Source organism: Parafrankia soli (assembly GCF_001854695.1).
In the GTDB taxonomy this organism is placed as follows: domain Bacteria; phylum Actinomycetota; class Actinomycetes; order Frankiales; family Frankiaceae; genus Parafrankia; species Parafrankia soli.
Map to the genome: position 1 here is coordinate 1 of NZ_MAXA01000261.1, position 21686 is coordinate 21686.

Below are 21686 nucleotides of genomic sequence, written 5' to 3' on the forward strand. Positions count from 1 at the left end.
GTTCTACCTCTGGTGCGCCGACGCCGGCATCCCCGAACTCGAACGCCTCGCCTCCACAGTCAGCACCTGGTGGCCGTGCATCGAGGCATTCCTGCGCACCGGGCTCACCAACGCAGGCAGCGAGGGCCACAACCGGATCGTCAAGCTCGACGCCCGCAACGCCTTCGGATACCGCAMCCCAACCAACCAGCGGCTACGGACACGCTGCGCAACCACCCGCCGAGCCCGCGGATGTCTCAACCCCGCTTAACTTCGAAGACCCGCATTGCGCCGCAGGCCCGTCGTGCTGCGGCTCACCACCGACGCCGAACTGGCTGCGGACGCGGACAACATCGAACTACTCGGGGCAACTCATCCCCTCGTCCTCGTCGCGGCACAGCACGTGGGGCTATCAGGCGTGTCGACAGCTTCATTCCGGGTCCGATCGGATCTCGTCCCTCCCGGGCGGTATCCAATCGCGATCTACGGCTGGACGCGCTTTGACACACGTGACACGCTGACTCTCCGTTACATCAGTACCGATCAGGATGTGGAGGCTGTTGCCGACAGCCTCCTCGCGATGGCGCTCGACGGTGACCACGAAGCGACCATCGAGTCAAAGGACGTCGAACTGTTGGAGCAGCGCCACCACATGGAGTGGTGTTCCGCGCGTGACAGACACGTATCCCGCGCCCATACAGCCGCCGCACAGCGGGTGGCTTCCCTCCATGCGCAGCGGGACCGGCAGCTCCGCACTCTTGAAGAGAACGCTAGCAAGGTGATCGATGCAAAAATTATGAAAATGCGTCAGAGTCAGATGGCCTCCGCCAGAGAGAAATACGACAGGCTCATCGCACAGCACCAGAAGGCGGTTGGCGGAGCAGAACTCGTGACCAGACATCTGGCAACCGCTATGCTTGAAGTGGTGGCTCCATGACGACCTTCGAAGCACTCTCATCTCGCAGACACGCATACGTCGAGGCCGCGCGGGAAAACGGGTTTGAAGAGGGGTTGCGAAAACTCCTCGCGGACCTCTATCCGGACAACGCACACTTCATTTACGAGCTCCTGCAGAACGCCGAGGATGCCGGCGCCCACGAGGTGGTTTTTGACCTTAGAGCTGACGGTCTGGAGGTCAAACATGACGGTACGCGGCTGTTCGACCTCCAGGATATCGACTCGATTACTGGCATCGGGCAGTCCACCAAATCAGACGACGCTACAAAGATCGGTAAGTTCGGCGTCGGATTCAAAGCCGTCTTTGCGTACACGCAGACGCCTGTGATCTATTCTGGTGAGCATGCCTTCGCTATTCACGATCTTTTTGTTCCGGTCTCCGTCAAGGTCGGCGCTCGCGACGCATGGACGACTTTCTGGTTTCCTTTTGATCGTTTTGACAAGCCGGCCGCGCGCGGCCAGAGAGGTTGCTGTTACACTTCAGGAAATCTCACAGAAGACGCTTCTTTTCCTCAACAACATTCAGTCAATTGTATGCATGATTCCGGGGGGAGGGAAACGTCTTCTTAAAAAGAGAATCCTAGAAGGGAGCGTCGTTTGGATTAATGACACTTATAAAAGTATGGGGCCATCGTACTGGTATCGCATCACCGGCGACGTTGCGGTGGACGGCGGGGTCTACCCTATCGCGGCGGCGTTCGCGCTCGAACCCTATGTCTCGAAGCAGAGGGGGAACAGCGGCTACACGGTCAAGCCGATCAACGGTCAGGTATTTATCTACTTCCCCGCTGTGAAAGAAACTTCGGGGCTGAAATTTCACATACACGCACCATTCGCCTCGACTGTGGCTAGGGACAGCGTTCGAGACGACCCTGGGAACAATGTGCTTGTCGAGGGGATCGCCAGGCTCGTCGCCGAAGCGCTGCCGATCATGCGCGACACGGGACTAATTACCGATGGTCTCCTCGGCGCGCTTCCGAACGACCGTGATGAACTTCCAGCGCTATACGCCATCCTGCGGAACCGAATAGTCGCGGCCTTCAACAGTGAGCCACTTGCCCCCAAGATCGGCGGCGGGCACGCGCCGGCGACCATCCTGTTGAGGTCCATGCGGTCCGTGCTTTCAATCGATGACGCAAATTTCCTTCGCTCACTCTGTGGCGATGGTAACCATGCGGTCGCGGCCGGCTGGCTTCCCACACGCGAGGGACGAGCGCGGGCATTTCTCGACTCTCTGCGCGCCGAAAATTTTGGTCGTTCCGAACTCTCTAGGATTCTCGAACGCGTGGYGGATTCCTATGAGGAGGTTTCCGCGCATGGGGACGACGCCGATGGTGAATACGGTGCGCTCTTGGCGGCCTGGGATGACTGGATCTCCGACAAGGAGGACGAGTGGCTGCGTGGATTTTACGTAATGCTCGAATCCCTGGTTCCCAGGGCCAGGATGCACAACCATAGGTCTGATCTAGACGGCCGGGAGTTCCTTGACGGGCTGTGCGCAGTACCGATGATCCGCGTTCAGAGCGGCGAAGGTGTTCGCCATGTTCTCGGAGTAAAGGCGCATCTCCCTACGACGCTAGGTATCCATGCTGACGGATTAGTGGTCGACTCGCTTGCCGTGTTCGAGGGCGTCGAAGATCTTGGTGATCGGGACGATCTTCGCAGCTTCTACCGGCATGCGAAGGTTAAGTACTGGGATACCACCGCACAGCTGGAGGCAAGGTTTCAAACCTACGGAACAAAGCCAGCCGCGGTTACTAGGCAGCACCTTGCCGATCTAAAGGCGTTGGCACACTTGATTAGCAAGAAGGTCGTGACGCCARCCACGTACGCAGGCCGACCCATATTGGTGGCCGTCCGAAAAGACGGGAGCCGGTACTGGGAGAGCCCGAGCAGTTCCTATCTGGATGAGCCCATCTCGTCGACAGGGCTCGCCTCACTTTACGCGGCCGACAAATATCCGGGGATCCCGCCGGGGCGGCTTGACCCCGGGTACATTGATGCCACAACTGATGTGATAGGCCTTGTGCAGGAACTAGGCGTTCTGGATGGTCTTCGCCTCGTCGAGGCTGACGCGAGAGCGAACCCCCAGTTCCGTTCAGAATGGATCGGACGGGAGAACTACAACAAGGTCTCTGTCGACTGGGTTGTTCCCCACTTCGACCAGATCATATCGACTGGCAACGAGACTCTCCTGCGCGGACTCTGGCGACTTGTCGTTTCCACTCCGGAAAAATATGCCGACGCAGTCTACCGGACGAATCGTTCCAGTCGCACGCGGGTGATGCAGTCACGGCTGCTGCAGAAACTCCTCACCGCTGCCTGGATTCTGGACCGTGACGGGAATCTTCGACTTCCGGCGGACATCACCGCGGATGAGCTGGCAGTGGACCTGCGAGTTCCGGCGAATGCGCCGCTCCTGGAACGAGCAGGGTTTGGACGGAAGGCGGCTGTCGACACAGAGCGGCACAAGCAGGACACGGAATTGGCCATGAAGTATGGCTTCGAATCCCCGGAGGAGATGCAGCAGATCGCGGATCTGCGTAAGCGGGACCCGGAGAAATTCAAGGTCTTCATCAAGAGCATGGAGGCCGAGCTGCGGCTACCTGACGCGTCGACCGCAGTTCCTGAGCAGCRCGCAAAGCGGGCGGGCGAATTGGCGGCGGATGCGCCGGTGCGTGAGTATGATAAGCGGGTGCGGTCCGTCTATGTGCAGATTCCCGGTCACTACAGCGAGGCCCRCAGCTACCTGACGCACTTCTACACGAATGAAGACGAAATCATGGTCTGCCAGGTGTGTATGCTGCCGATGCCTTTCAAGATTAACGGGCGCTACTACTTCGAGGCCGTCCAGTTTGTCAAAGATAGCAGGCGTGACCTTCGTGAGAATCGTCTCGCTCTGTGCCCAATCTGTGCCGCCAAATATCGACATGCCCGCAGCACCTCGCTACAAGATCTGCGGGATGCTCTTCTGAGTCAGGACGTCGGCTCTGAGGGGAGTGTCACTGTCGACGTTGTGCTCGCAGAGGAGACAACTAAGATCCGTTTCGTTGGCAAGCATGCCATCGACCTGCAGGCATCTCTCTCTATAACCGACGATAAAATGATCGAGGACGACGAGGTGTRACTGGTCGGATTTGTCTTCGACTTTCTGGTTAGGGTCAGGTTGCGGCTGGCGGCAGGGGGTGCCATCGGCCAGCAGGCGCCGCCATATGGCAGGCCGGGCAGGTGACGTTAGGTGACCTACAGACCTCGCGATGACCTGCCTGGTCTTGATCTTAGGTCGGCTCAGCTGGCGTGGGTGCGGAGCCAGGTGTGTCCGGCGTCGGCGACCTGCTTGCGTCTGGTGCGGAGCCGTGGTGGGCCGTAGCGCGCTTCGTACTCCCGGAAGAGTGCCAGCGTGGCGGCGAGCCCGAAGATTGTCTCCCAGGGTGCGTGTTGCCAGGCGGGCAGGCTTTCGAGGAGCTGGTGGGTGGTGTGGGCTGTATGTCCGGCCACGATGAACCGGGGGGCGAGTAGCGCGGCGTCGACCCAGGGGGCTGCGTGGGATGCCAGCGCCCAGTCGATGACGAACGCTCGGTGGTCGGCGATGAGCAGGTTGCCGGCGTGGAGGTCGGCGTGCGCCAGGGTCCTACCGGTGGCGTCGGCGGGGTCGAAGGTGTGGATCAGGTGCGCGTACTGGCGGTGTGACGGGACGTCCTGGGGGCGGTTGGCGAGGAACAGGCGTGCTTTGCGGTGGAGGATGGTCAGTTTGGTGGTGATGCTGGGTGCCTGTGGCCAGGGTGACGGTGTCAGTTCAGTGGGGAGTCGTGTGAGTGTGTCGAGAATCGGCGGGATGTCGGCGGAGCCTGGTGAGAGGTCCGCCGACCGCCCGTTGACGAACTCGAACGCGAGGAGGGTCCACCCGTCGAGGTCGTGACTCCACAGGAGGCGCGGGGCCGGTGTCTGCGGGGGCATCCGATGGCCGACGGCGTGTTCGCGTGCGTAGAGGCGCGCAGTGGGGTCGTCGGTCGGGATGGCCTTGAGGAACAGCGGTCCGGTGGCCGTGACGAGCTTCGCGGCGACGCCGAGGGTCAGCCCGGGTGGGGCGGAGTGGGCTGTGGTGACGGGGCCGAAGCGTTCTTCGACAGCGCGCCGCGGGCCGGTGGGGAGCTGCGCCCAGTGGAGTCTTTCCAACTTCTTAGCTGGCCTTCGGGCTGTCGAAGCAGCCGGCGTGGCACTGGGTGCAGTCGCCGGTGAGGGCGGTGGCCCACAGGTCATTGTCGACGGGCAGGCCGAGCGCGCGCATCGCGGTGACCGTCGCGTTCGGGTCGGCGGAGGTCTCGTCGTCGGGGCTGGTCGGCACGTGGTGGAGGAAGCGTCCGGCGGCGCGCTGGCAGAAGTCGGTGTAGTCGACGGTGTGCAGGAGGAAGGTGTGCCATCCGAGGTCGACGGGCTTGGACGGCGTCAGGGGGGTGTCGGGGGTGCGGGCGCAGGCGTCGAGGAAGGCGAGCGTCTGGTCGATGATGCGGCCGATGTAGAGGTCGGTGAAGTCGGGGTTCTCGGCGGCGAGTCGGGTGCTGAGGCGGTGGAATGTCTCCTCGGGAATGGCGGTTCTGGGGCGGTGGGTTGTGGACGTGGCGGTCATGGAACGCTCCCTACCGTTGTTCGGAACGGTGCACCGCTCCATCTGCGGCGCTTTCTGCGTCCCATTACGGTGAGGGACCATGCGCGGTTGTTGTTCACGGGTGTGAACGGAACTCATTTTTGCTTGTCAGGTGACACCCATGCGGTAGGCGAGTCCGCGTAGGTCACGGCCACCGGCGGTGCTGCGGGCTCGTTGCAGCATGACGGCGACTGCTTCCCGGACGAGGGGGTTGGTTCTGACCTGCTCGGGAGCAAGTTTTTCGGCTTCCCGGAGCATGGCCAGGGCTTCACGGTCCTTGCCGCGGGTCTGGGAGAGTCCGCGGCCGAGGTCGGCGTAGAAGTGCGCGCGGCGTCGGCGTGACGGCAGGATCGTCGGGTCTACTCCGCGTGCCAGTTCCGCGGCTTTGCCACCGTCACCTCGCTCAACGGCGATACTTACCCGCCAGACCGCGACGTTGGTCGGGCCGAAGTGGAGGCGGAATGCGCTGGTCTCCCCGGTGTGCTGGGCGATATTGGCGGCTTCGGTGATATGGGCGTCGATGTCGCGGGGGTCGCTGCCGGGGGCGGCGGCGAGTGCCGAGGTCAGGTGGAGGATCCCGTAGACGGGCATGACGTCGGGGTGGCTCAGGCTGGCGGCGGCGGTGTTCGCCGCGTGCCCAGCTACCCGGAGTGCGCGGTCACGGGCGCCTGCGGTGAGCAGACCGTTGGCGCGGCAGAACTCACCGAGCGCGGTCCACTCCGGGCTGTCGAGAAGCTGTGTTCCCTGGACGCATCGCTCCGCGGCGATCCACGCCAGGTCGACATAGCCGAGGTCCTTGGCCAGGACGAACACCGCACGGTAGGTCGGGACAAGGGCCGCGATGGCCGCCTGGGTGTCGGAGCCCCGGGGGTCGGCGGCGTGGACGTGTAGCTCCTCGATCAGGTCCGCGAGACGGGGCGCGTAGCTGGCGTGTTCCGACGCCTGGCAGGCGATCCCGATCTCGTCGACAGCCGTGCGGAGTTCGGCCATGGGCCGCGCTGGTCGTTCGGGCTGTTCCTGGAAAGAGGTACCCAGGATGGCGATTCGGATAGCGGGGATCGCGGCCAGGGACTGGGCTTGGGCGGGGTTCGTCGGCGCGTACGGCTGACCGGTGAGGTCTGTGATCGACACTTGGAGAGCGGTGGCGACGGTTTCAAGGTGCGACCGGCGGTCCATCCGGCGCTGTCCGTTCTCCACCATCGACAGGAAGCCTTTGGAAAGGCCGGTGAGTCCGGCCAGCGTCTCCAGGCTCATTCCGCGATAGCGCCGGTTGGATCGGATTCGTGCACCGATCGTCGGCGGGTCTTGGCTGTCGTTCATGGCGGCGCCTCCCGACCTGACGGAGCGCGAGCAAGTACGTCCAGGGTATCTCGGCCGATCGGGACGGCCTGGGTTCACAACGGTGAAGGTCATCGACCGGCCCGATCCGATCAGTTCGCAGGTGTGAACGTTTGACTACAGATCGCCCCTAGCCTGCTGGTCATGACGTGAGACGCCCTGTGACCTGCGGTCACGCTGTCTCGGCTGCGAGCGCCGTGCAGACACCGCGGGGCCCGTGCCGCTGGTTTCAGCGCCGGTGTTCCCGCTCGTCGGGTGCTGGCGTTCGTGGCCGGGGCGCGGTGCGGGGAGTTCAGCGTTCCGACGGAACCGGGGAGGTTCGGTGGGCGGTCGAGAAGGTAACCGTGACGGGTCGGATGAGGAGGACGACGGCGAGTGGGGGTGGGAGCGGTGACGGCGCCAGTGACGGCGGATAGGTCGAGCTGGGAGTTCGACGCCGGGGAGCTGCCGGACCTGTGGCCGGAGCCACGTGACAGTCTGATCGTCGGCCTGCTCCCGGAACCGCGGCGTCCAGGCAGTGACCGTCAGGACATGCTGCTGTGCGACCTGATGCCCGTGGACACGGACGTGATGGTCGGGGCGAGCATCGGCGTTGCACAGCTGGCCACGGTCGGCCTGGTGATGCTGCACCGCCGGTTCACTGCCCTGAGGGAAACCCGGGTGGCGTGGGCCGTGGGCGCCCGGCTGCGACGGGAGCGCCTCGCCGCGGGCGAGATTCCTCGGATCGTGATGACGGGGTCGTACCCGACCGACGACATGATCCCGGACGGGGTCACGTTCTCCGGCTACCGGGTGCGGCTGCGCGACCATGAGTTCACGTCGATGATCGACGTGTGGGAGGTCCGGTTCCCCGCGCTGGTCTGATTCGGCCGCGAACGGCCCGCCCGCGCGGCGGCGTCCGCCTCCTGTCACCTTCCGTAGCAATCCGGGTATCCTCGCCCGGCTCGGGGCAGGAGAAGGGGGTATGGGTCGCGGCCCGGCGACGGCGCTGGTCGCGCGGCCTGGAGGCGGTGAGCGTGATGTCAGAGGCGTCCGCGCCGCGAGCCGAGCAGCCGCGTGCGGCGCCGCGCCAGGCGGCCGGCAGCGGCTACTTCTGGCCGGCGGTGGTGATCAGCGCGCTGCTGGTCGTCGGATCGGCGGTCGTCGCGGTCGCCCTGCCGGCCCGGCCGGCACTTCTCACCGTCCGCCTGATCATGATTTTCTGTCTGCTGCTGGGCGGCGGGACCTGCGTGGTGACGGGCCTGCGCCGGCGCGGCGCGGAACGCGCGTGGCGGCTGCTGGTCGCGGGGATGGTGCTGGGCATCGGCGCCGGCGCGGCGGAGATGTTCCCGGCCATGGCCAGCCGCGGGCCACCGGTCCCGCGGCAGGACGCGTCCTCGCTCGCCTACCTGATCCCGCAGGCGTTCGGGCTGGCCGGAGTGCTGTGCTACCCGACCGACCCGTTCGACCTGTCGCTGCGGCCGCCGGGGCGGGGCCGCGACCGCCGCTGGTACGTGATCACGATCATGGACGGTCTGATCGTGGCCGGCGCGGTGACGCTGCTGGCCTGGATCGCCATCCTCGAGGACGCGATCGCGGCGTGGGGGCCGCTGGGTGACGGGCCCATCTACTCGATCGTCCTGTCCGCCAACACCCTGATCATCGCCGTGGTGGTGATCCTGGTCGCGGTGTTCCGCCAGCCGCGCTCCGGCGGTGGCCTGAGCCTGCTGATCATGGGGCTGCTCACCGTCACCGCCTCGATCGCCAGTTACATGGCGGTGGTCGTCCGTGGTGGGACGGACGTCCCGCGGCTGCTGGACCTGCTGCTGATCGCCGGGCCGCTGCTGGTCGGGCTGGCGGCGCTGGCGCCGGAGACGTCCCGGCCGGGGCGCGCCGCCGTGGACGGGAGCGGTGACACGTTCGTCCCCTCGCGGCGCCGGCGGTGGCACGCCATGCTGCCGTACCTGCCGCTGGCCGCGGCCGGCGTCGCGACGCTGCTCGGGCTCTCCAGGGAGGACCTCGCCCAGCAGGAGGAGATCTGGGCGCTGCTCGCCCTGCTGCTGATCGCGCTGCTCCGGCAGATGACCACGATGAGCGACAACATCCGCCTGCTCGGCCAGGTGGAGGAGAAGCAGCACCAGCTGCGCTACCAGGCGTTCCACGACCCGCTCACCGGGCTCGCGAACCGCGCCCTGTTCACCGAACGGCTCGACTCGGCGCTGCGCCGGCGTGACCTGGGCGCCGGACGTCTCGCGGTGCTGTTCTGCGACCTGGACGGATTCAAGCGGGTCAACGACGAGTTCGGGCACGCCGCCGGCGACGACCTGCTGAGGGTGACCGCCCGTCGGCTGGCCGGGTGCGTGCGGCCGGCGGACACGGTCGCCCGGCTCGGCGGGGACGAGTTCGCGATCCTGCTGGACGCCGACGCCGAGGACCCCGGATCGGTCGGGCGGCGGCTCGCCGCCGCGGTGCGGGCGCCGATCCGGCTCGCCGACACCACGTTCACTGTCGCGGCCAGCACCGGCCTCGTCGTCGTCGACCCGGCCACCGGGCCCGTCACCGCGGACGCCCTGCTGCACCGCGCCGACCTGGCCATGTACGCGGCGAAAGCCCAGGGGGACGGGCGGCAGACGGTCTACACCCCCGATCTCGCCGTGCCGCGCTCGGGCTCCGCGCTGCGGGCCGCGCTCGACGCCGCGGCCCGCGGTGAGCCCGCCGACGGCCGGCTCGCTGTGATCTACCGGCCCATCATCGACCTCACCACCGCCACCCCGGTAGCCCACGAGGCGCGCCTCGCCTGGATACACCCCGACCTCGGCGCCACCCGGCCGCTCCCCGCCGACGATGCCCTCGGCCTGGTGCCGGCCCTGGACCGGATCCTGCTGCGCGCCGCCTGCCGTGCGGACGGGTCGGGCCGTCCGCTGCCCGTGCACGTCACGATCTCCGCCCGCCGGGCCGGCCAGCCGACCCTCGTCGACGACGTCGCCGCCGCGCTGCGGGCGGCGGACCTGCCGCCCGCCGGCCTCGTTCTCCAGATCCGCCCCACCCCGCGCGCCGCCGGCCCGGCCGACTTCGGTGACGTGGTCAGCCGCGTCCGCGCCAGCGGGGTCCGGATCGGGCTCGCCGAGATCGGGGCACCGGACACCCTGATCGACGCCGCCATCGGCATTCTCGGCAGTATCCCGGTGGACATCATCACCGTCCATTCCGACCTCACCGCGACCTGGACGGCTCCCGGCCGCGATGATCCGGCCGCGGCCCTCGCCCGCACCGGCCTCGCGACCCTGATCGGTCTCGGCATCACCGTGGTCGCCGACGGGGTGGACGGCCCGGCCACCGCGGCCCGCCTGCGGGAACGCGGCTGCCGGCTGGCCTTCGGTGATCCCTGCGGTCGTGCCCTCCTGCCAAGCCCGCTCCCGCACGCCGACGCAGCCGATCACGCCGATCCCCGGCATGCCGATCCCCGGCATGTCGACCGCCGTCACGCCGACCGGTGCCGATCGCCGTGACGGCCAGCGCTCGTCGCGGCCCGCCGCCCGGCCGGTGATCGGCCCGGGAAATCGCATCAAGCGTGCTGGAGGAGGACAGAATGTCGCATCGTTCCGATCCTGTGCTGGAGCCCGATCCTGTGCTGGACGCCCCCTTCGGGGCCGAGCCGGAGCCGGACGCGCTCATCCAGGCGGCCATGCGCTGGCATTTCTCGCCGGAGACGGGATCGCCGTTCTGGCTGCGGACGGCGGAGACCTTCGATTTCGACCCGCGCCGCGACGTGCGCACGTTCGCCGATCTCGCGCGCTTCCCCAACGTTGTCCCCAACGGCGTCGGCTGGCTGTCCGTGGCGCCGAGCGGCCCGCACGTGTTCGGCGAGTTCGTCGGCCGGCAGGCACGGCAGCGCGGCTCGGCCCGTTTCACCGTCGACCTCGATCCGCGCTGGGTCCGCAAGGTGCTCGCGGACGGCCGTCCCGAGGAGGCCGAACGCTACGCCGAGCACGTGATCGACCAGGCCGGGCGCATCCTCGAAACCCAGGACATCGGGGTGCTCGTGACGACGCCGCCGCTGCTGGAACGGCTCGCGCGCCGCGACGACCTCGTGAAACTCGTCAACGAACACGTGCGGGTGATCACCTGGGGTGGCGCGCACATGGACGCCGACACCCGGTCGATCCTCCGGGACGAGGTCTTCCCCGAGATCCAGATCTACGGCGTGTACGGCAGCACGATGGTGCTCGGCGCGGCGCACGAGCGGCTCGGCCTGACCGCCGACGACCCGTGTGTCTTCGACCCGTACTCGCCGTACATCTCGTTCGAGGTTGTCGACCCGCAGACCCGCCGTCCGGTCGGGTACGGCGAGCGCGGCCAGGTGATCATGCACCACATCAGCAGGAACGCCCTGCTGCCCAACAACCTCGAACGCGACCTGGCGACCCGGATCGAACCGCCGCCCGGGCAGATGGGGGACTCGGTCGCCGACGTCGGCCCGGTGGCGGTCTTCGACGACGAGCCGCTCATCGAGGGGGTCTACTGATGGCCGACCTGATCGATCTCGACGCGCTCGGCCCCGCCGGTCCGTACCGGGCCCGCAACCGGGAGACGATCCCCGACGTCACCGGGCGGCCCGTCGCCGAGCTGAGCCTGGTACCGAGCCTGTTCGTGCGGCGCGGGATGGCCGCCCTGCACCGGGCCGACACGCTGCCCGCCGACCGCCGCGCCGCCGCGCTCGCCCACGCCGGCCAGATCTTCGCCACCGGGATCATCGACGGGATGTCCCGCGACGAGTACGAGCACACGGTCACCAGGGTGTGCGGCCTGCCGATCTCCGTCGTGCGGGCCGCGACCGACGCGGTCGCGCTCGCCGCCCAGGAGGCGTACGCCTCGGCCGACGCCGCCCGGCCGGCCGCGGCCGTCGACGACTGGCACGACCCGCTGACCAGGCAGGGGCGGGCGCTGTGGACCCGGCGCGGGAACGTCTTCGCGGTGCACGCGGCGGGCAACCATCCCGCGGTGCACTCGCTGTGGCTGGAGGCGCTCGCGCTCGGCTACCGGGTGGCCGTCCGGCCGTCGCGGCGCGAGCCGTTCACCCCGCACCGGCTGATCCTCGCCCTGCGCGAGGCCGGCTTCCCCGACGACTCGGTGCTGCTGCTGCCCACCGACCACCGGGTCGCCGACGAGATCATCGACGGTGCGGAGCTGGCGATGGCCTACGGCGGGGACGACGTCGTCGCCAGGTACGGCCGGGACCCACGGGTGCTCACGCAGGGCCCGGGCCGGACCAAGATCCTGCTCGACGACCCGGACTGGCGCTCCCACCTGGACGTCGTCGTCGACTCCGTCAGCCACGAGGGCGGGGCCGCCTGCGTCAACACCACCGCCGTGTTCGGCGCCGGCGACCCGGCGCCGGTCGCCGCGGCCCTCGCCGAGCGGCTGGCGGCCATTCCGACGCTGCCGCCGGAGGACGAGAAGGCCGTCCTGCCGGTGCGGGGCGCCGCGGCCGCCCACGCCGTCGAGCGCTACCTGCTCGACCACGCCGGCGACGCGCGGATGCTGCTGGGCGACGGCAGCGCCGCCCTGCGCCCGGCGGTGCTCCAGCTGGACCGGTCGGATGCGCCCCAGGCAGGCATCGAGCTGCCTTTCCCCTGCGTGTGGGTGGCGCCGTGGTCCCGCGAGGACGGCGTCGGGCCGGTGCGGGGCTCCCTCGTCCTCACCGCGATCACCGCGGACGACGCGCTCCTGGACGAGCTGGTCGCGGAGCCGACGATCAGCAACGTCTACATCGGCGACCACCCGACCTACTGGATCCGGCCGGGCATCCCGCATGACCGCTATCTCGGCGAGTTCCTCATGCGGACGAAGGGCATGATCCGTGACTGAGCCGGGGTCGCCCGCGGGGCCGGCGGGGTCGCCGGAGCCGGTCTGGTCGGCCTGGCCGGCGGGGTCACCCGGGGACCGTCTCCCGGGCCGTCGCCGGCACCTCGTCGGGCGCGTCAGTGGGCGCGTCGGCGACCGGGCGCCAGGTACCGTCCGTGTCGGCCCAGCCGTGGCCCCGGTCGTAGGCGGCGTTGAGCTCGGCGGTCAGGCGCGAGCCCCGCTCGGGCAGGGTCAGCCCGTGGTCTTCGGCGTGTTCCCTCAGCCACGCGCGGACGTCGGTCGCGGACGCCGTCTGGTGCGGGCGGCGTGGCCGGGAGCGGGACGGCACCGGGCGTTTCGGAGCGCTCTCCGGCGCCGGTGGCGCAATAGCGTCGTTCTTCTCCACGTCCGTCCACGCCGTGTCTATCTTGGCCGTTCGGGAGATGGTCACCGTCTCGCCGTACTCCGCGTACTCGCCGAGCACGGACGCTATTTCGTCGCGGCATTCATCGCACACGTCGAGCCGCACCAGCCTGCCGTCGTAGGCGAGCACCGCGGTCCTGGTCGCAGCGATCCTCTCCGTGCCGTGGCGCCCGATGTTGTCACACCAGACGTTGATGAGCGATATTACCTCGCGTGCCATCAGAAAGACCCCTCTTCGTGTTCGGACGCCCATCGTCCGGGTGTTTCCGGACACCAGCCTAGTGGGGTCGAAGAAGGGTGGCAAATGGAGTATGGATCGTACTGTTCGCATGTCGGCCAAACCGATAGGCGGCGTCGCGGAATACCGTTGGCCGCCGCCGGGTAGAGCCGGCATGGGGGGTTCTGCCAGTGCCTGGTCGGGCAGGGACTCCCACCCGCACGCGCCAGCCTGTTCGCTGGAAGCGCGCGGCGCGCAGGCGCGCGGCGCGGTGCGCCCGCCCCTCGAGGGCGGGCCACGGGCCAGCCCCGCCGGGGCGGCCACCCCCTCGACAAGCACCTCGGAAGAGACCCATGCGAGCGACATACATGTATGGCGCCGGCGACGTGCGGATCGCCGACGTCGGCGACCCGGCGCTGGAGCAGCCGACCGACACGCTGGTGCGCGTCGTGCTGGCGTGTATCTGCGGCAGCGACCTGCATCCATATCACAGCCTGGTGGCAACCCCGGCGGGCGTCCCGATGGGCCACGAGTTCATCGGCGTCGTCGAGGAGATCGGCGACGAGGTGTCGACGCTGCGCGCCGGCGACCTCGTCATCGCCCCGTTCGCCTGGTCGGACGGCACCTGCGAGTTCTGCCGCGAGGGCCTGCACATCTCGTGCCGCACCGGCGGGTTCTTCGCGGCCGGCGGCGTCGGCGGCGGCCAGGCCGAGGCGATCGCGTCCCGCAGGCCGACGGCACCCTGGTGAAGGTCCCGGTGCCCGAGGATTCAGCCCTCCTGCCGTCCCTGCTGACCCTCTCGGACGTGTTCGGAACCGGCTACCACGCCGCCGTCCGGGCCGGCGTGAACCCGCGCACCACGGTCACCGTCATCGGTGACGGCGCGGTCGGGCTGATGGCGGTGCTCTCGGCCCGGCGGCTCGGCGCGGAGCAGATCATCCTGATGGGGCGGCACAAGGCCCGCACCGACCTCGGCCTCGAGTTCGGCGCGACGGACGTCGTCGCCGAGCGCGGCGAGGAGAGCGTCGCCCGGGTGCGGGAGCTCACCGGCGGCGACGGCAGCCACGCGGTACTCGAGGCCGTCGGCTACCGGGCCGCCTACGACCAGGCCCTCGGTGTGGTCCGGGCGGGTGGTGTGATCAGCCGGGTGGGTATGCCCCAGTACGCCGAGGCGTCGATCGGCTTCCCCGACTTCTTCAGGCACAACATCACCCTCACCGGGGGCCCCGCGCCCGTCCGGGCCTACATCGAGACGCTGCTGCCCGCCGTCCTCGACGGGGAGGTCGAGCCCGGCAAGGTCTTCGACCGCACCGTCTTCCTCGAGGACGTCCCCGCCGGCTACCGCGCGATGGACGACCGCAAGGCCCTCAAGGTCCTCGTCCGCCCGTAGCGGCCGCCCGGGGCCGGCCGCCACGCCACCGGGGGGTTCAGGCCTCGCCGGTGGTGTGGCCGGCTTCGGCGTGGCCGGTCTCGTCGACGGTGGCCGCCCAGCTCGCGAGCAGCCGGAGCGAGTCGCTCGTCGGCGACCCGGGCTCGGCACTGTAGATGATCATGGTGAGTCCCGGGTCGCCGGGGAACTCCATGGCCTCGAAGGCCAGGTCCAGGTCGCCGACCACGGGATGGCACAACCGCTTCGCGCCGGTGCGGTGGAAACGCACGTCGTGCGCCGCCCACCGGGTGCGGAACGTCTCGCTGCGGGTCGAGAGCTCGCCGATCAGGTCACTGAGCGCCCGGTCGTAGGGGGAGCGGCCGGCCTCGGCCCGCAGGATCGCCACGATGTCGTTGGCCGCGCGTTCCCAGTCGGTGAAGAACTCCCTCGCGCGCGGGTTGAGGAAGGCGAACCGGGCGCTGTTCGCGGGGCGCACCGGATCGGCCAGCATCTCCGAGTAGAGCGCCTGGCGCGGCGTTCGCGGCCCGGCGCAGGCCCGGCACGCGCCGGTGCCCGCCGTAGCTCGGCAGGCCCGCCTGCCCCGGCGTGAGCCTCGCCCGCCGCGAGGCCAGGAACTCGCGGATCTGCGCCCGGTTATCCACCCCGCCCACGGTAGGCGGGGCGCCGCGGGTCAGGGAGGCCCTGCCGGTACCCGGGTCGCCGGGTCGGCTGGGACCGGCCGAGCGCCGTCACGGCCGCGTCAGGCGCACGCCACCCGGTCGCTGCGGCGGCTGTCGACGCCGCCACCCTCCACCGCGCTGGTGCACTGGGTTCGGAACCGCCCTCCTGGAAGAACTTGTAACCGGCGCCCGGCAGCGCCTGCCGGTAAAAGGCGAGGGTCGCGGCCGGGGTGACGCCGGCGAGGTTGAGGGTCGCGTCGGTCGGCTTGCTGTCGGACACGGTCACCGTCGCCCCCGGGGGGAACGGGAAATCCGCGGGAATGACGCCGGTACGCGGATCGGCGGAGGTCGACGCGGTGGGCGCGGCGGCCGCGACCGTGACCGCCGGGGCCGGTGTCGCCGAACCCCCGGTCAGGTTGTCCGGGACGTCGGTCGCCCAGGTGTGCGGCACCTCGCTGGCACTGGACGCGCCTGCCGTGGCCGAGTCGTCGTCCGTGCCGCCCCCGCCGCACGCGGTGACCAGCAGTGCCAGCCCGACCCCGGCACAGGCCACCGCGCTCCGTAGGAGCAGCTTTCTGATCCGCATTGATCCCCGTTTCAAGACCGTATGATCAGTACACGGTCTTGCCGGCTCACCATCCGGCCCGCAATTCATCCGAGACGTCATCCCCGACGCCGCTCGTGAAAATACGCGTACTCCGGCTGAAGTGGCGCGCCAGAATGTCCGGATGGCAGTGGGGATCCTGGGATACGGGCTTGCGGGCCGGCAACCGAGCGTGCGTCGCTCAGGTCCGTGCGACCTCCCGCACATCGTCGTCCCGGGAGCCGGCCTGGCGGGTGGCGCCGCGCTGGCCCGGGACGGCGTCGATCAGCTCCCGGGTGTACTCGCTGCTCGGCGAGCCGAACACCGCGGCGACGGAGCCGGACTCGACCTGCCGGCCGCGGTTGAGTACCGACACCGTGTGCGAGATCCGCGCGACGACGGCCAGATCGTGCGAGACGAACAGGTAGCTGAGGCCGAGGCGCTCCTGCAGGTCGGTCAGCAGCTCGAGGATCTGTTCCTGCACGGAGACGTCGAGCGCCGAGACGGGCTCGTCGAGCAGCACCAGCTCGGGGGAGAGGGCGAGCGCGCGGGCGATGGCGACGCGCTGGCGCTGGCCGCCGGACAGCTCCGCCGGCAGCCGGTCGAGGTAGGAGCCGGGCAGCGCCACCTGGTCGAGCAGCTCCAGCGCGCGGGCCGTGCGGGTGCGCCGGTCGCCGATCCGGAACGACACCAGCGGCTCGGTGATGCTCTGCCCGACGGTGAAGCGCGGGTCGAGCGAGGCGTACGGGTTCTGGTGGACGAGCTGGACCTTGCGGCGCAGCAGCCGGGTCTGCTTCCAGCCCAGGCCGGTGATGTCGACGCCGTCGAGGCTGACCCGTCCGTCGGTCGCCTGCTCGAAGCCGAACGCGATGCGCAGCATCGTGGTCTTGCCGGAGCCGGACTCGCCGACGAGCGCGTGCGTGCGCCCACGGGCCACCTCGACCGACACCCCGTCCAGGGCGAGGAACGAGCCGGCCTGCCGGCCCGGCAGCGGGTAGCGTTTGGAGACGTTCTCCAGCCGGATCACCGGGTCCGGGGTGGCCACCTGCTCGGGTGGAAGCTGGAAGCGGGGCACGATCTGGCCGCCGTGGGCCAGACCGGGCGCGGCCGCGATGAGTCGCCGGGTGTAGTCCTGCGCCGGGCTCACCAGGATGTCGCCCGGTGGGCCCTGCTCGACGATCTCCCCGTCCTGCAGGACGACCACGCGGTCACCGCGGTCGGCCGCGACGGCGAGGTCGTGCGTGATGATCAGCAGCGAGATCCCGGACTCGCGGACGAGCCCTTCGAGGTGGTCGAGGATCCTGCGCTGCACGGTCACGTCGAGGGCGCTGGTCGGCTCGTCGGCGATGATCAGGCGGGGCCGGCCGGCCAGGGCGATCCCGATGAGCACGCGCTGGCGCAGGCCACCGGACAGTTCGTGCGGGTACTGACGGGCGCGCAGCTGCGGGTTGTCGACGCCGGCCTGCGCGAGGAACTCGAGCACCTCGGCGTCGAGATCGTCGCCGCTCACCCCGCGCAGCCGGATCGCCTCGGCGACCTGCCCGCCGATGCGGCGGGTGGGGTTGAGTCCGACCATCGGGTCCTGCGGCACCAGCCCGACGACCCGGCCCCGCAGCCCGCGCAGGACCTTCTCCCGGGCCCCGACGATCTCGACCGTCCGCCGTCCGTGCCCGTCGAGGTCCAGACGGTCATCGAGTGCCGGGCCGTCGGCATCCTCAGGGTCCGGGCCGGTGTGGAGGAGGACGCTGCCGGCAGTGACGCGGGCGTTGTCGGGCAGCAGGCCGATGATCGTGTTCGCGATCGTGGACTTGCCCGAGCCCGACTCGCCGACGAGGGCGACGATCTCCCCGGACCCGATCGACAGGTCCACGCCGCGCACGGCGGGCGCCGTCCGGCGGCGGCGGACGTAGCCGACGTGGAGATCCCGGATCGTCACCAGTGGGCTGACCAGCGGGCTTGTCGGCGGGCTCGTCAGTTGGCTCGTTCCGGCCGTCATCGCTCGAGCTCCTGGAGGGTCTTCGAGATGTGGTTGAGGCTCAGCACCGTCATGGCGACGAACAGCCCGGGGAGCAGCGAGACCCACGGAGCGGTGACGAGGTAGTTGCGGCCGGCGGAGATGAGGGTGCCCCACTCGGCGGTCGGCGGCGCCGCGCCGAAGCCCAGGAAGCTCAGCGACGCGATCGCGATGATCGCGATGCCCGTGTCCAGCACGGCGAGCACGGCGACCGGGCCCCACGAGTTCGGCAGCACGTGGCGCAGCAGCACCCGCAGCCAGGACGCCCCACCGCCACGCGCCGCCTCGACGTAGGGCAGGGTCTTCACCCGCAGCACCTCGGCGCGGGTGGTCCGGGCGAATCCCGGCACGATGCCGACGCCGACGGCGACGGCGACGGGCACCGTGCCGAAGCCCAGGGCCGTGACGATGGACAGCGCCATCAGCAGGCTCGGGATGGCCAGCAGCACGTCCACGCCCCGCATGAGCACCGCGTCGACGAGACCGCCGAAGAAGCCGGAGATCACGCCGAGCGCGAGTCCGGCCACGATCGCGATCCCGAGCGCGATCAGGGTGGCCTTGATCGTCAGTGCCGAGCCGTGCAGCATGCGGGACCACAGGTCGCGGCCGAGCTCGTCGGTGCCGAAGAGGTGGCCGCCGCTCGGGCTGACCAACCGGTCGGCCGGTGCGGTCGCGTAGGGGTCGTGCGAGGTGAACAGGCCGGGCGCGAACGCCGTCACCATCACGAAGGCGATGAACAGCACCGCGACGACGAAGCCCGGCCGGGATCCGAGGGTGCGCAGGGACGCGATGAGGTTGGCTCGCCGTCCGCCGGGCTGGGACTCGTCGAGCAGCGCCTCGCCGGCGGCGCTGCCGGCGCCGCTGGTGACCGGCTCCGCTCCGGTGGCGGCCGGCTCCGCTCCGCTGGTGACCGGGCCCGCTCCGGTGGCGGCCGGGTCGGTTCCGGTGGCCGGACTGGCGATGTGGGCTACCGAGACGGTCACGATGAGGCCACCTTCCGCCGGCCCTGCACGATGCGGGGGTCCAGCAACGGATAGAGCAGATCGACCACGAGGTTGACGAAGACGAAGACGGCGGCCGCCAGCGAGACGATCGCGAGGACCACCGGGACGTCCTGCGCCAGCACCGCTTCCTGGGCGAGCTTGCCGAGGCCGTTACGGGAGAACACCGTCTCGACGACGATCGCGCTGGTGACGGTCAGGCCGACCAGGACGCCGAGGATGGTCAGGGCGGGCAGGAGCGCGTTGCGGAAGCCGTGCCGCCACTGCACCGCCGCCCGGGAGAGGCCCTTGGCGCGCGCCGTCACGATGTAGGGCTGGCGGAGCGTGTCGTCGAAGCTGCGCATCAGCACCTGCGCGAGCATCGAGGCCGTCAGCAGCGAGATCGTGATGGACGGCATCACCAGCGACTTCCAGCCCTTCACCCCGGTGGCCGGCAGCCAGCCGAGGTTGAACGACAACAGCTGGATCAGCAGCAGCGCGATGAAGAACTGGGGGAACGAGGCCCCGAACGAGGGCAGCCGGGTCAGGAACAGCCGGGCCGGCCGCCACCGCATGTACGAGGCCAGGTAGGCCAGCGCCATCCCGGCCACGAGCGAGAGCGTGGCCGCGGTGATGCTCAGCGCGACCGTGGGGCCCAGCCGGTCGCCGATGAGGTCGGCGACCGGCTGCTGCTTGGAGATCGAGTCACCGAAGTCTCCGTGCAGGAAGCCCCACAGGTGGGAGAAGTACTGATTCAGGACCGGACGGTCCAGCCCGTACTGGGCCATCGCGGTGTTGAGCTGCTCAGGGGTGAGCTTGTCGGTCTCGATCCCCGCCGCTCCCAGTTGCAGGGCGACCGGATCGCTCGGCAGCAGGTAGAGGACCGCGAAGGTCACGGTGTAGGCCGCCCAGAGCACGACGAGCGCCTGGGCGAACCGACCGAGGATGTACCGAGTCATCAGGGTTCTCCTACTGCTGCTTCCACACGTCGTTGAGCTTCAGGAAGCTCTCCGACGTGAAGGCGAAGCCATGGACCTCGTTGCTGACGCCCGCGAACTGCACCCGCTCGAACTGCGGGAACGACACGCCCTCGTCGATGAGCAGGTTCTGCAGGTCGGCGTAGGCCTGCTTGCTCTGCTCCGCGTCGGTGGTCTGCGCCGCCCTGGCGAACAGCTCCTTGAGCTTCGCCTGGACCTCGGGGGTCGTCGCGTTGGTCGCGAGCGCCTTCGAGTTGGCGATCTCAGGGTTGAGGATGAACTGCAGCGCGCCCGGGTCGGCCCGGGTGAAGTAGGTCGCGGTCAGGTCGTAGTCGCCGTTCTTGAGCTTCGCGGGAAGCTCGGCCGTCGTCGTGGTGTCCAGCACGAGGTCGATGCCGACCTGCTTGAGCTGGTCCTGGATCAGCTCGGAGCCGACGTTGAACTGGGTGGTCGGGGTCGACAGCGTGAGCTTCTGGTCGCCCTTGTGGCGGTAGCCGTCGGGGCCGAGCTTCCAGCCGGCCTGGTCGAGGAGCTTGCCCGCGCCCTCGGGGTCGTGGCGAAGCTTGTCGGCCTGCGACACGAAGTACGGCGTCGTCGTGTCGAAGGCACCTTCCACGACCGGGTAGTCGGCGCCGAACACCGTCCTGGCGTAGCTCTCGAGGTCGAACGCCTTGTACAGCGCCTTGCGGACGTTGAGGTCCGCCAGCGGGCGTCCCGCGCTCACGTTGGCGTAGAACGTGGACGCCGGGCCCGGCAGCGGCCGGGACTCCACGACGTCACCCGACTCCTCGATCAGCTCGCGGTCCTCGACCGTGAACGGGTTACGCGGCCAGGCGATGTCGACCGCGCCGCTGAGCAGGTTGCCGGTGCGCACGCTGTCCTCGGCGACATAGCTGAACTCGACCGTGTCGAGGTGGGCCTCGCCGGTGTTCTCCGACAGCGCCGAGCCCCAGGCGTAGCCCGGCCGCCGCTTGAGGGTGGTGAGCTCGTTGGGCTTGTAGCCCTCCAGTGTGAACGCCCCGGAGGCGACGTAGTCGCCGAGGCAGCGCTCCTTGATGGTCTTCTTGTACGACGCCGGCGAGATGATCGCCAGGTTGGTCGTCGAGGTGGCCTGCAGGAACGAGGCGTTCGGCGTCGAGAAGAAGAGCTTGATGGTGCTCGGGTCGACGACCTCGCTGCGGTCGTAGCCGAGGATGTAGCTCGCACCGTAGGTCGCGCCGCCGGTCTCCTCCACGACGCTCTTGGCGCCGTCGAAGTTGGCCTTGACCGCCGCGGCGTCGAGCGGAGTGCCGTCGCTGAACGTGACGCCGTCGCGCAGGTGGAAGGTGTACTCCTTCCCGTCCGCGCTGATCTCCCACTTCTCGGCGAGCCAGGGCTTGATCTCACCGGTCTTGGGGTCCTGGTCGGTCAGCGAGTCGGCGACGTTGCGGATGACGGTGCGGTGCTCGATCCAGTAGGTCTGGAACGGGTCGAGGCAGTTGAAGGCCGGGTTGTCGGGGAAGAACGCGACCTTGAGGGTGCCGCCGGCAACGGGCGCTCCGGCGGTGTCGTTGGAGGCGCCGTCGTCACCGGACGAGCCGCACGCACTCAGGCCCAGTGCGGCCGTGACGGCCAGGGCCGTGGCGATGAGGCCAGGCCGGGGCGAGCGAAGGCGTCGTTTCATCGATTCGTTTCTTTTCTTTCTCGAGGGTTGGAATGGTT

General features: G+C 69.1%; 19 protein-coding genes. 9 read left to right on the forward strand and 10 right to left on the reverse strand.

The features are described from left to right. The 3 genes from BBK14_RS30765 to BBK14_RS37915 form a co-directional block, all read left to right on the forward strand. A partial coding sequence (locus BBK14_RS30765) for a transposase (protein ID WP_198541483.1) occupies positions 1-250 on the forward strand: 250 nt, incomplete at its 5' end. Between the two features lie 33 nt (positions 251-283). Then, entirely contained in the window at positions 284-916 is a 633-nt protein-coding gene (locus tag BBK14_RS30770; RefSeq protein ID WP_131802468.1) for a hypothetical protein, read from the forward strand. Then, entirely contained in the window at positions 913-1506 is a 594-nt protein-coding gene (locus BBK14_RS37915; RefSeq protein WP_131802469.1) for a sacsin N-terminal ATP-binding-like domain-containing protein, read from the forward strand. Before BBK14_RS30770 ends, BBK14_RS37915 begins: the two co-directional genes overlap by 4 nt. 2718 nt (positions 1507-4224) lie before the next feature. On the opposite strand, the gene BBK14_RS30785 is transcribed toward BBK14_RS37915, so the two are convergent. The 3 genes from BBK14_RS30785 to BBK14_RS30795 all read right to left on the reverse strand — a co-directional run bounded on the left by BBK14_RS30785 (position 4225) and on the right by BBK14_RS30795 (position 6901). Next, positions 4225-5112 (reverse strand): phosphotransferase, encoded by an 888-nt coding sequence (locus tag BBK14_RS30785; protein WP_071066676.1) that lies wholly within the window; start codon positions 5110-5112, stop codon positions 4225-4227. A gap of 4 nt (positions 5113-5116) precedes the next feature. Beyond that, positions 5117-5563, reverse strand: a complete 447-nt coding sequence (locus BBK14_RS30790) for a glycine-rich domain-containing protein (RefSeq protein ID WP_071066677.1) — start codon at positions 5561-5563, stop codon at positions 5117-5119. Positions 5564-5689: 126 nt separating this feature from the next. Beyond that, on the reverse strand, positions 5690-6901 hold the full coding sequence (locus BBK14_RS30795; protein WP_071066678.1) for a helix-turn-helix domain-containing protein: 1212 nt from the start codon (positions 6899-6901) through the stop codon (positions 5690-5692). A gap of 408 nt (positions 6902-7309) precedes the next feature. On the opposite strand from BBK14_RS30795, the gene BBK14_RS30800 reads away from it, so the two are divergent. The 4 genes from BBK14_RS30800 (at position 7310) to BBK14_RS30815 (ending at position 12766) form a co-directional block, all read left to right on the forward strand. Next, positions 7310-7783, forward strand: a complete 474-nt coding sequence (locus BBK14_RS30800; RefSeq protein ID WP_241831985.1) for a hypothetical protein — start codon at positions 7310-7312, stop codon at positions 7781-7783. Between the two features lie 155 nt (positions 7784-7938). Next, the gene (locus BBK14_RS30805; protein ID WP_071066693.1) at positions 7939-10407 is read left to right on the forward strand and encodes a GGDEF domain-containing protein; all 2469 of its coding nucleotides are present in this window, start codon (positions 7939-7941) and stop codon (positions 10405-10407) included. 80 nt (positions 10408-10487) lie between these two features. After that, positions 10488-11423 (forward strand): AMP-binding protein, encoded by a 936-nt coding sequence (locus tag BBK14_RS30810; RefSeq protein ID WP_071066680.1) that lies wholly within the window; start codon positions 10488-10490, stop codon positions 11421-11423. Further along, entirely contained in the window at positions 11423-12766 is a 1344-nt protein-coding gene (locus BBK14_RS30815) for an aldehyde dehydrogenase family protein (protein WP_071066681.1), read from the forward strand. Before BBK14_RS30810 ends, BBK14_RS30815 begins: the two co-directional genes overlap by 1 nt. Before the next feature lie 64 nt (positions 12767-12830). Here BBK14_RS30815 and BBK14_RS30820 read toward each other — a convergent pair whose 3' ends face one another. Continuing rightward, complete coding sequence (locus BBK14_RS30820) at positions 12831-13385, reverse strand: hypothetical protein (protein WP_071066682.1); 555 nt, start codon at positions 13383-13385, stop codon at positions 12831-12833. Positions 13386-13735: 350 nt separating this feature from the next. Here BBK14_RS30820 and BBK14_RS43065 point away from each other — a divergent pair, with 350 nt between their 5' ends. Together BBK14_RS43065 and BBK14_RS43070 are read left to right on the forward strand one after the other, a co-directional pair. Beyond that, complete coding sequence (locus tag BBK14_RS43065; protein ID WP_241831986.1) at positions 13736-14131, forward strand: alcohol dehydrogenase catalytic domain-containing protein; 396 nt, start codon at positions 13736-13738, stop codon at positions 14129-14131. Positions 14132-14139: 8 nt separating this feature from the next. Beyond that, positions 14140-14772, forward strand: a complete 633-nt coding sequence (locus BBK14_RS43070; RefSeq protein ID WP_241831987.1) for a zinc-binding dehydrogenase — start codon at positions 14140-14142, stop codon at positions 14770-14772. A 37-nt stretch (positions 14773-14809) separates the two neighbouring features. Here the strand turns inward: BBK14_RS43070 and BBK14_RS30830 are convergent, their stop codons facing one another. The 6 genes from BBK14_RS30830 to BBK14_RS30855 all read right to left on the reverse strand — a co-directional run bounded on the left by BBK14_RS30830 (position 14810) and on the right by BBK14_RS30855 (position 21648). Next, positions 14810-15262 (reverse strand): MmyB family transcriptional regulator, encoded by a 453-nt coding sequence (locus tag BBK14_RS30830; protein WP_338045527.1) that lies wholly within the window; start codon positions 15260-15262, stop codon positions 14810-14812. A 143-nt stretch (positions 15263-15405) separates the two neighbouring features. Next, a complete protein-coding gene (locus BBK14_RS30835) occupies positions 15406-16017 on the reverse strand; it encodes a hypothetical protein (RefSeq protein WP_241831988.1) in 612 nt (203 codons plus the stop codon). Positions 16018-16216: 199 nt separating this feature from the next. Beyond that, positions 16217-18010, reverse strand: a complete 1794-nt coding sequence (locus BBK14_RS30840) for an ATP-binding cassette domain-containing protein (RefSeq protein ID WP_071066683.1) — start codon at positions 18008-18010, stop codon at positions 16217-16219. Continuing rightward, positions 18007-19011, reverse strand: coding sequence for an ABC transporter permease (locus BBK14_RS30845; RefSeq protein WP_071066684.1), 1005 nt, complete (start codon positions 19009-19011; stop codon positions 18007-18009). The genes BBK14_RS30840 and BBK14_RS30845 overlap by 4 nt, the downstream gene beginning before the upstream one ends. Then, entirely contained in the window at positions 19008-19967 is a 960-nt protein-coding gene (locus BBK14_RS30850) for an ABC transporter permease (RefSeq protein WP_071066685.1), read from the reverse strand. The genes BBK14_RS30845 and BBK14_RS30850 overlap by 4 nt, the downstream gene beginning before the upstream one ends. Before the next feature lie 10 nt (positions 19968-19977). Continuing rightward, positions 19978-21648 (reverse strand): ABC transporter substrate-binding protein, encoded by a 1671-nt coding sequence (locus tag BBK14_RS30855; RefSeq protein WP_071066686.1) that lies wholly within the window; start codon positions 21646-21648, stop codon positions 19978-19980. Between the last annotated feature and the right edge of the window lie 38 nt (positions 21649-21686).

Coding starts and splice junctions, on each gene's coding strand:
- BBK14_RS43065 (WP_241831986.1), top strand. CDS start 13,736: ATGCGAGCGACATACATGTATGGCGCCGGCGACGTGCGGATCGCCGAC.
- BBK14_RS30835 (WP_241831988.1), bottom strand. CDS start 16,017: ATGCGGATCAGAAAGCTGCTCCTACGGAGCGCGGTGGCCTGTGCCGGG.
- BBK14_RS37915 (WP_131802469.1), top strand. CDS start 913: ATGACGACCTTCGAAGCACTCTCATCTCGCAGACACGCATACGTCGAG.
- BBK14_RS30790 (WP_071066677.1), bottom strand. CDS start 5,563: ATGACCGCCACGTCCACAACCCACCGCCCCAGAACCGCCATTCCCGAG.
- BBK14_RS30810 (WP_071066680.1), top strand. CDS start 10,488: ATGTCGCATCGTTCCGATCCTGTGCTGGAGCCCGATCCTGTGCTGGAC.
- BBK14_RS30830 (WP_338045527.1), bottom strand. CDS start 15,262: ATGCTGGCCGATCCGGTGCGCCCCGCGAACAGCGCCCGGTTCGCCTTC.
- BBK14_RS30850 (WP_071066685.1), bottom strand. CDS start 19,967: ATGACTCGGTACATCCTCGGTCGGTTCGCCCAGGCGCTCGTCGTGCTC.
- BBK14_RS30795 (WP_071066678.1), bottom strand. CDS start 6,901: ATGAACGACAGCCAAGACCCGCCGACGATCGGTGCACGAATCCGATCC.
- BBK14_RS30855 (WP_071066686.1), bottom strand. CDS start 21,648: ATGAAACGACGCCTTCGCTCGCCCCGGCCTGGCCTCATCGCCACGGCC.
- BBK14_RS30840 (WP_071066683.1), bottom strand. CDS start 18,010: ATGACGGCCGGAACGAGCCAACTGACGAGCCCGCCGACAAGCCCGCTG.
- BBK14_RS30820 (WP_071066682.1), bottom strand. CDS start 13,385: ATGGCACGCGAGGTAATATCGCTCATCAACGTCTGGTGTGACAACATC.
- BBK14_RS30805 (WP_071066693.1), top strand. CDS start 7,939: ATGTCAGAGGCGTCCGCGCCGCGAGCCGAGCAGCCGCGTGCGGCGCCG.
- BBK14_RS30815 (WP_071066681.1), top strand. CDS start 11,423: ATGGCCGACCTGATCGATCTCGACGCGCTCGGCCCCGCCGGTCCGTAC.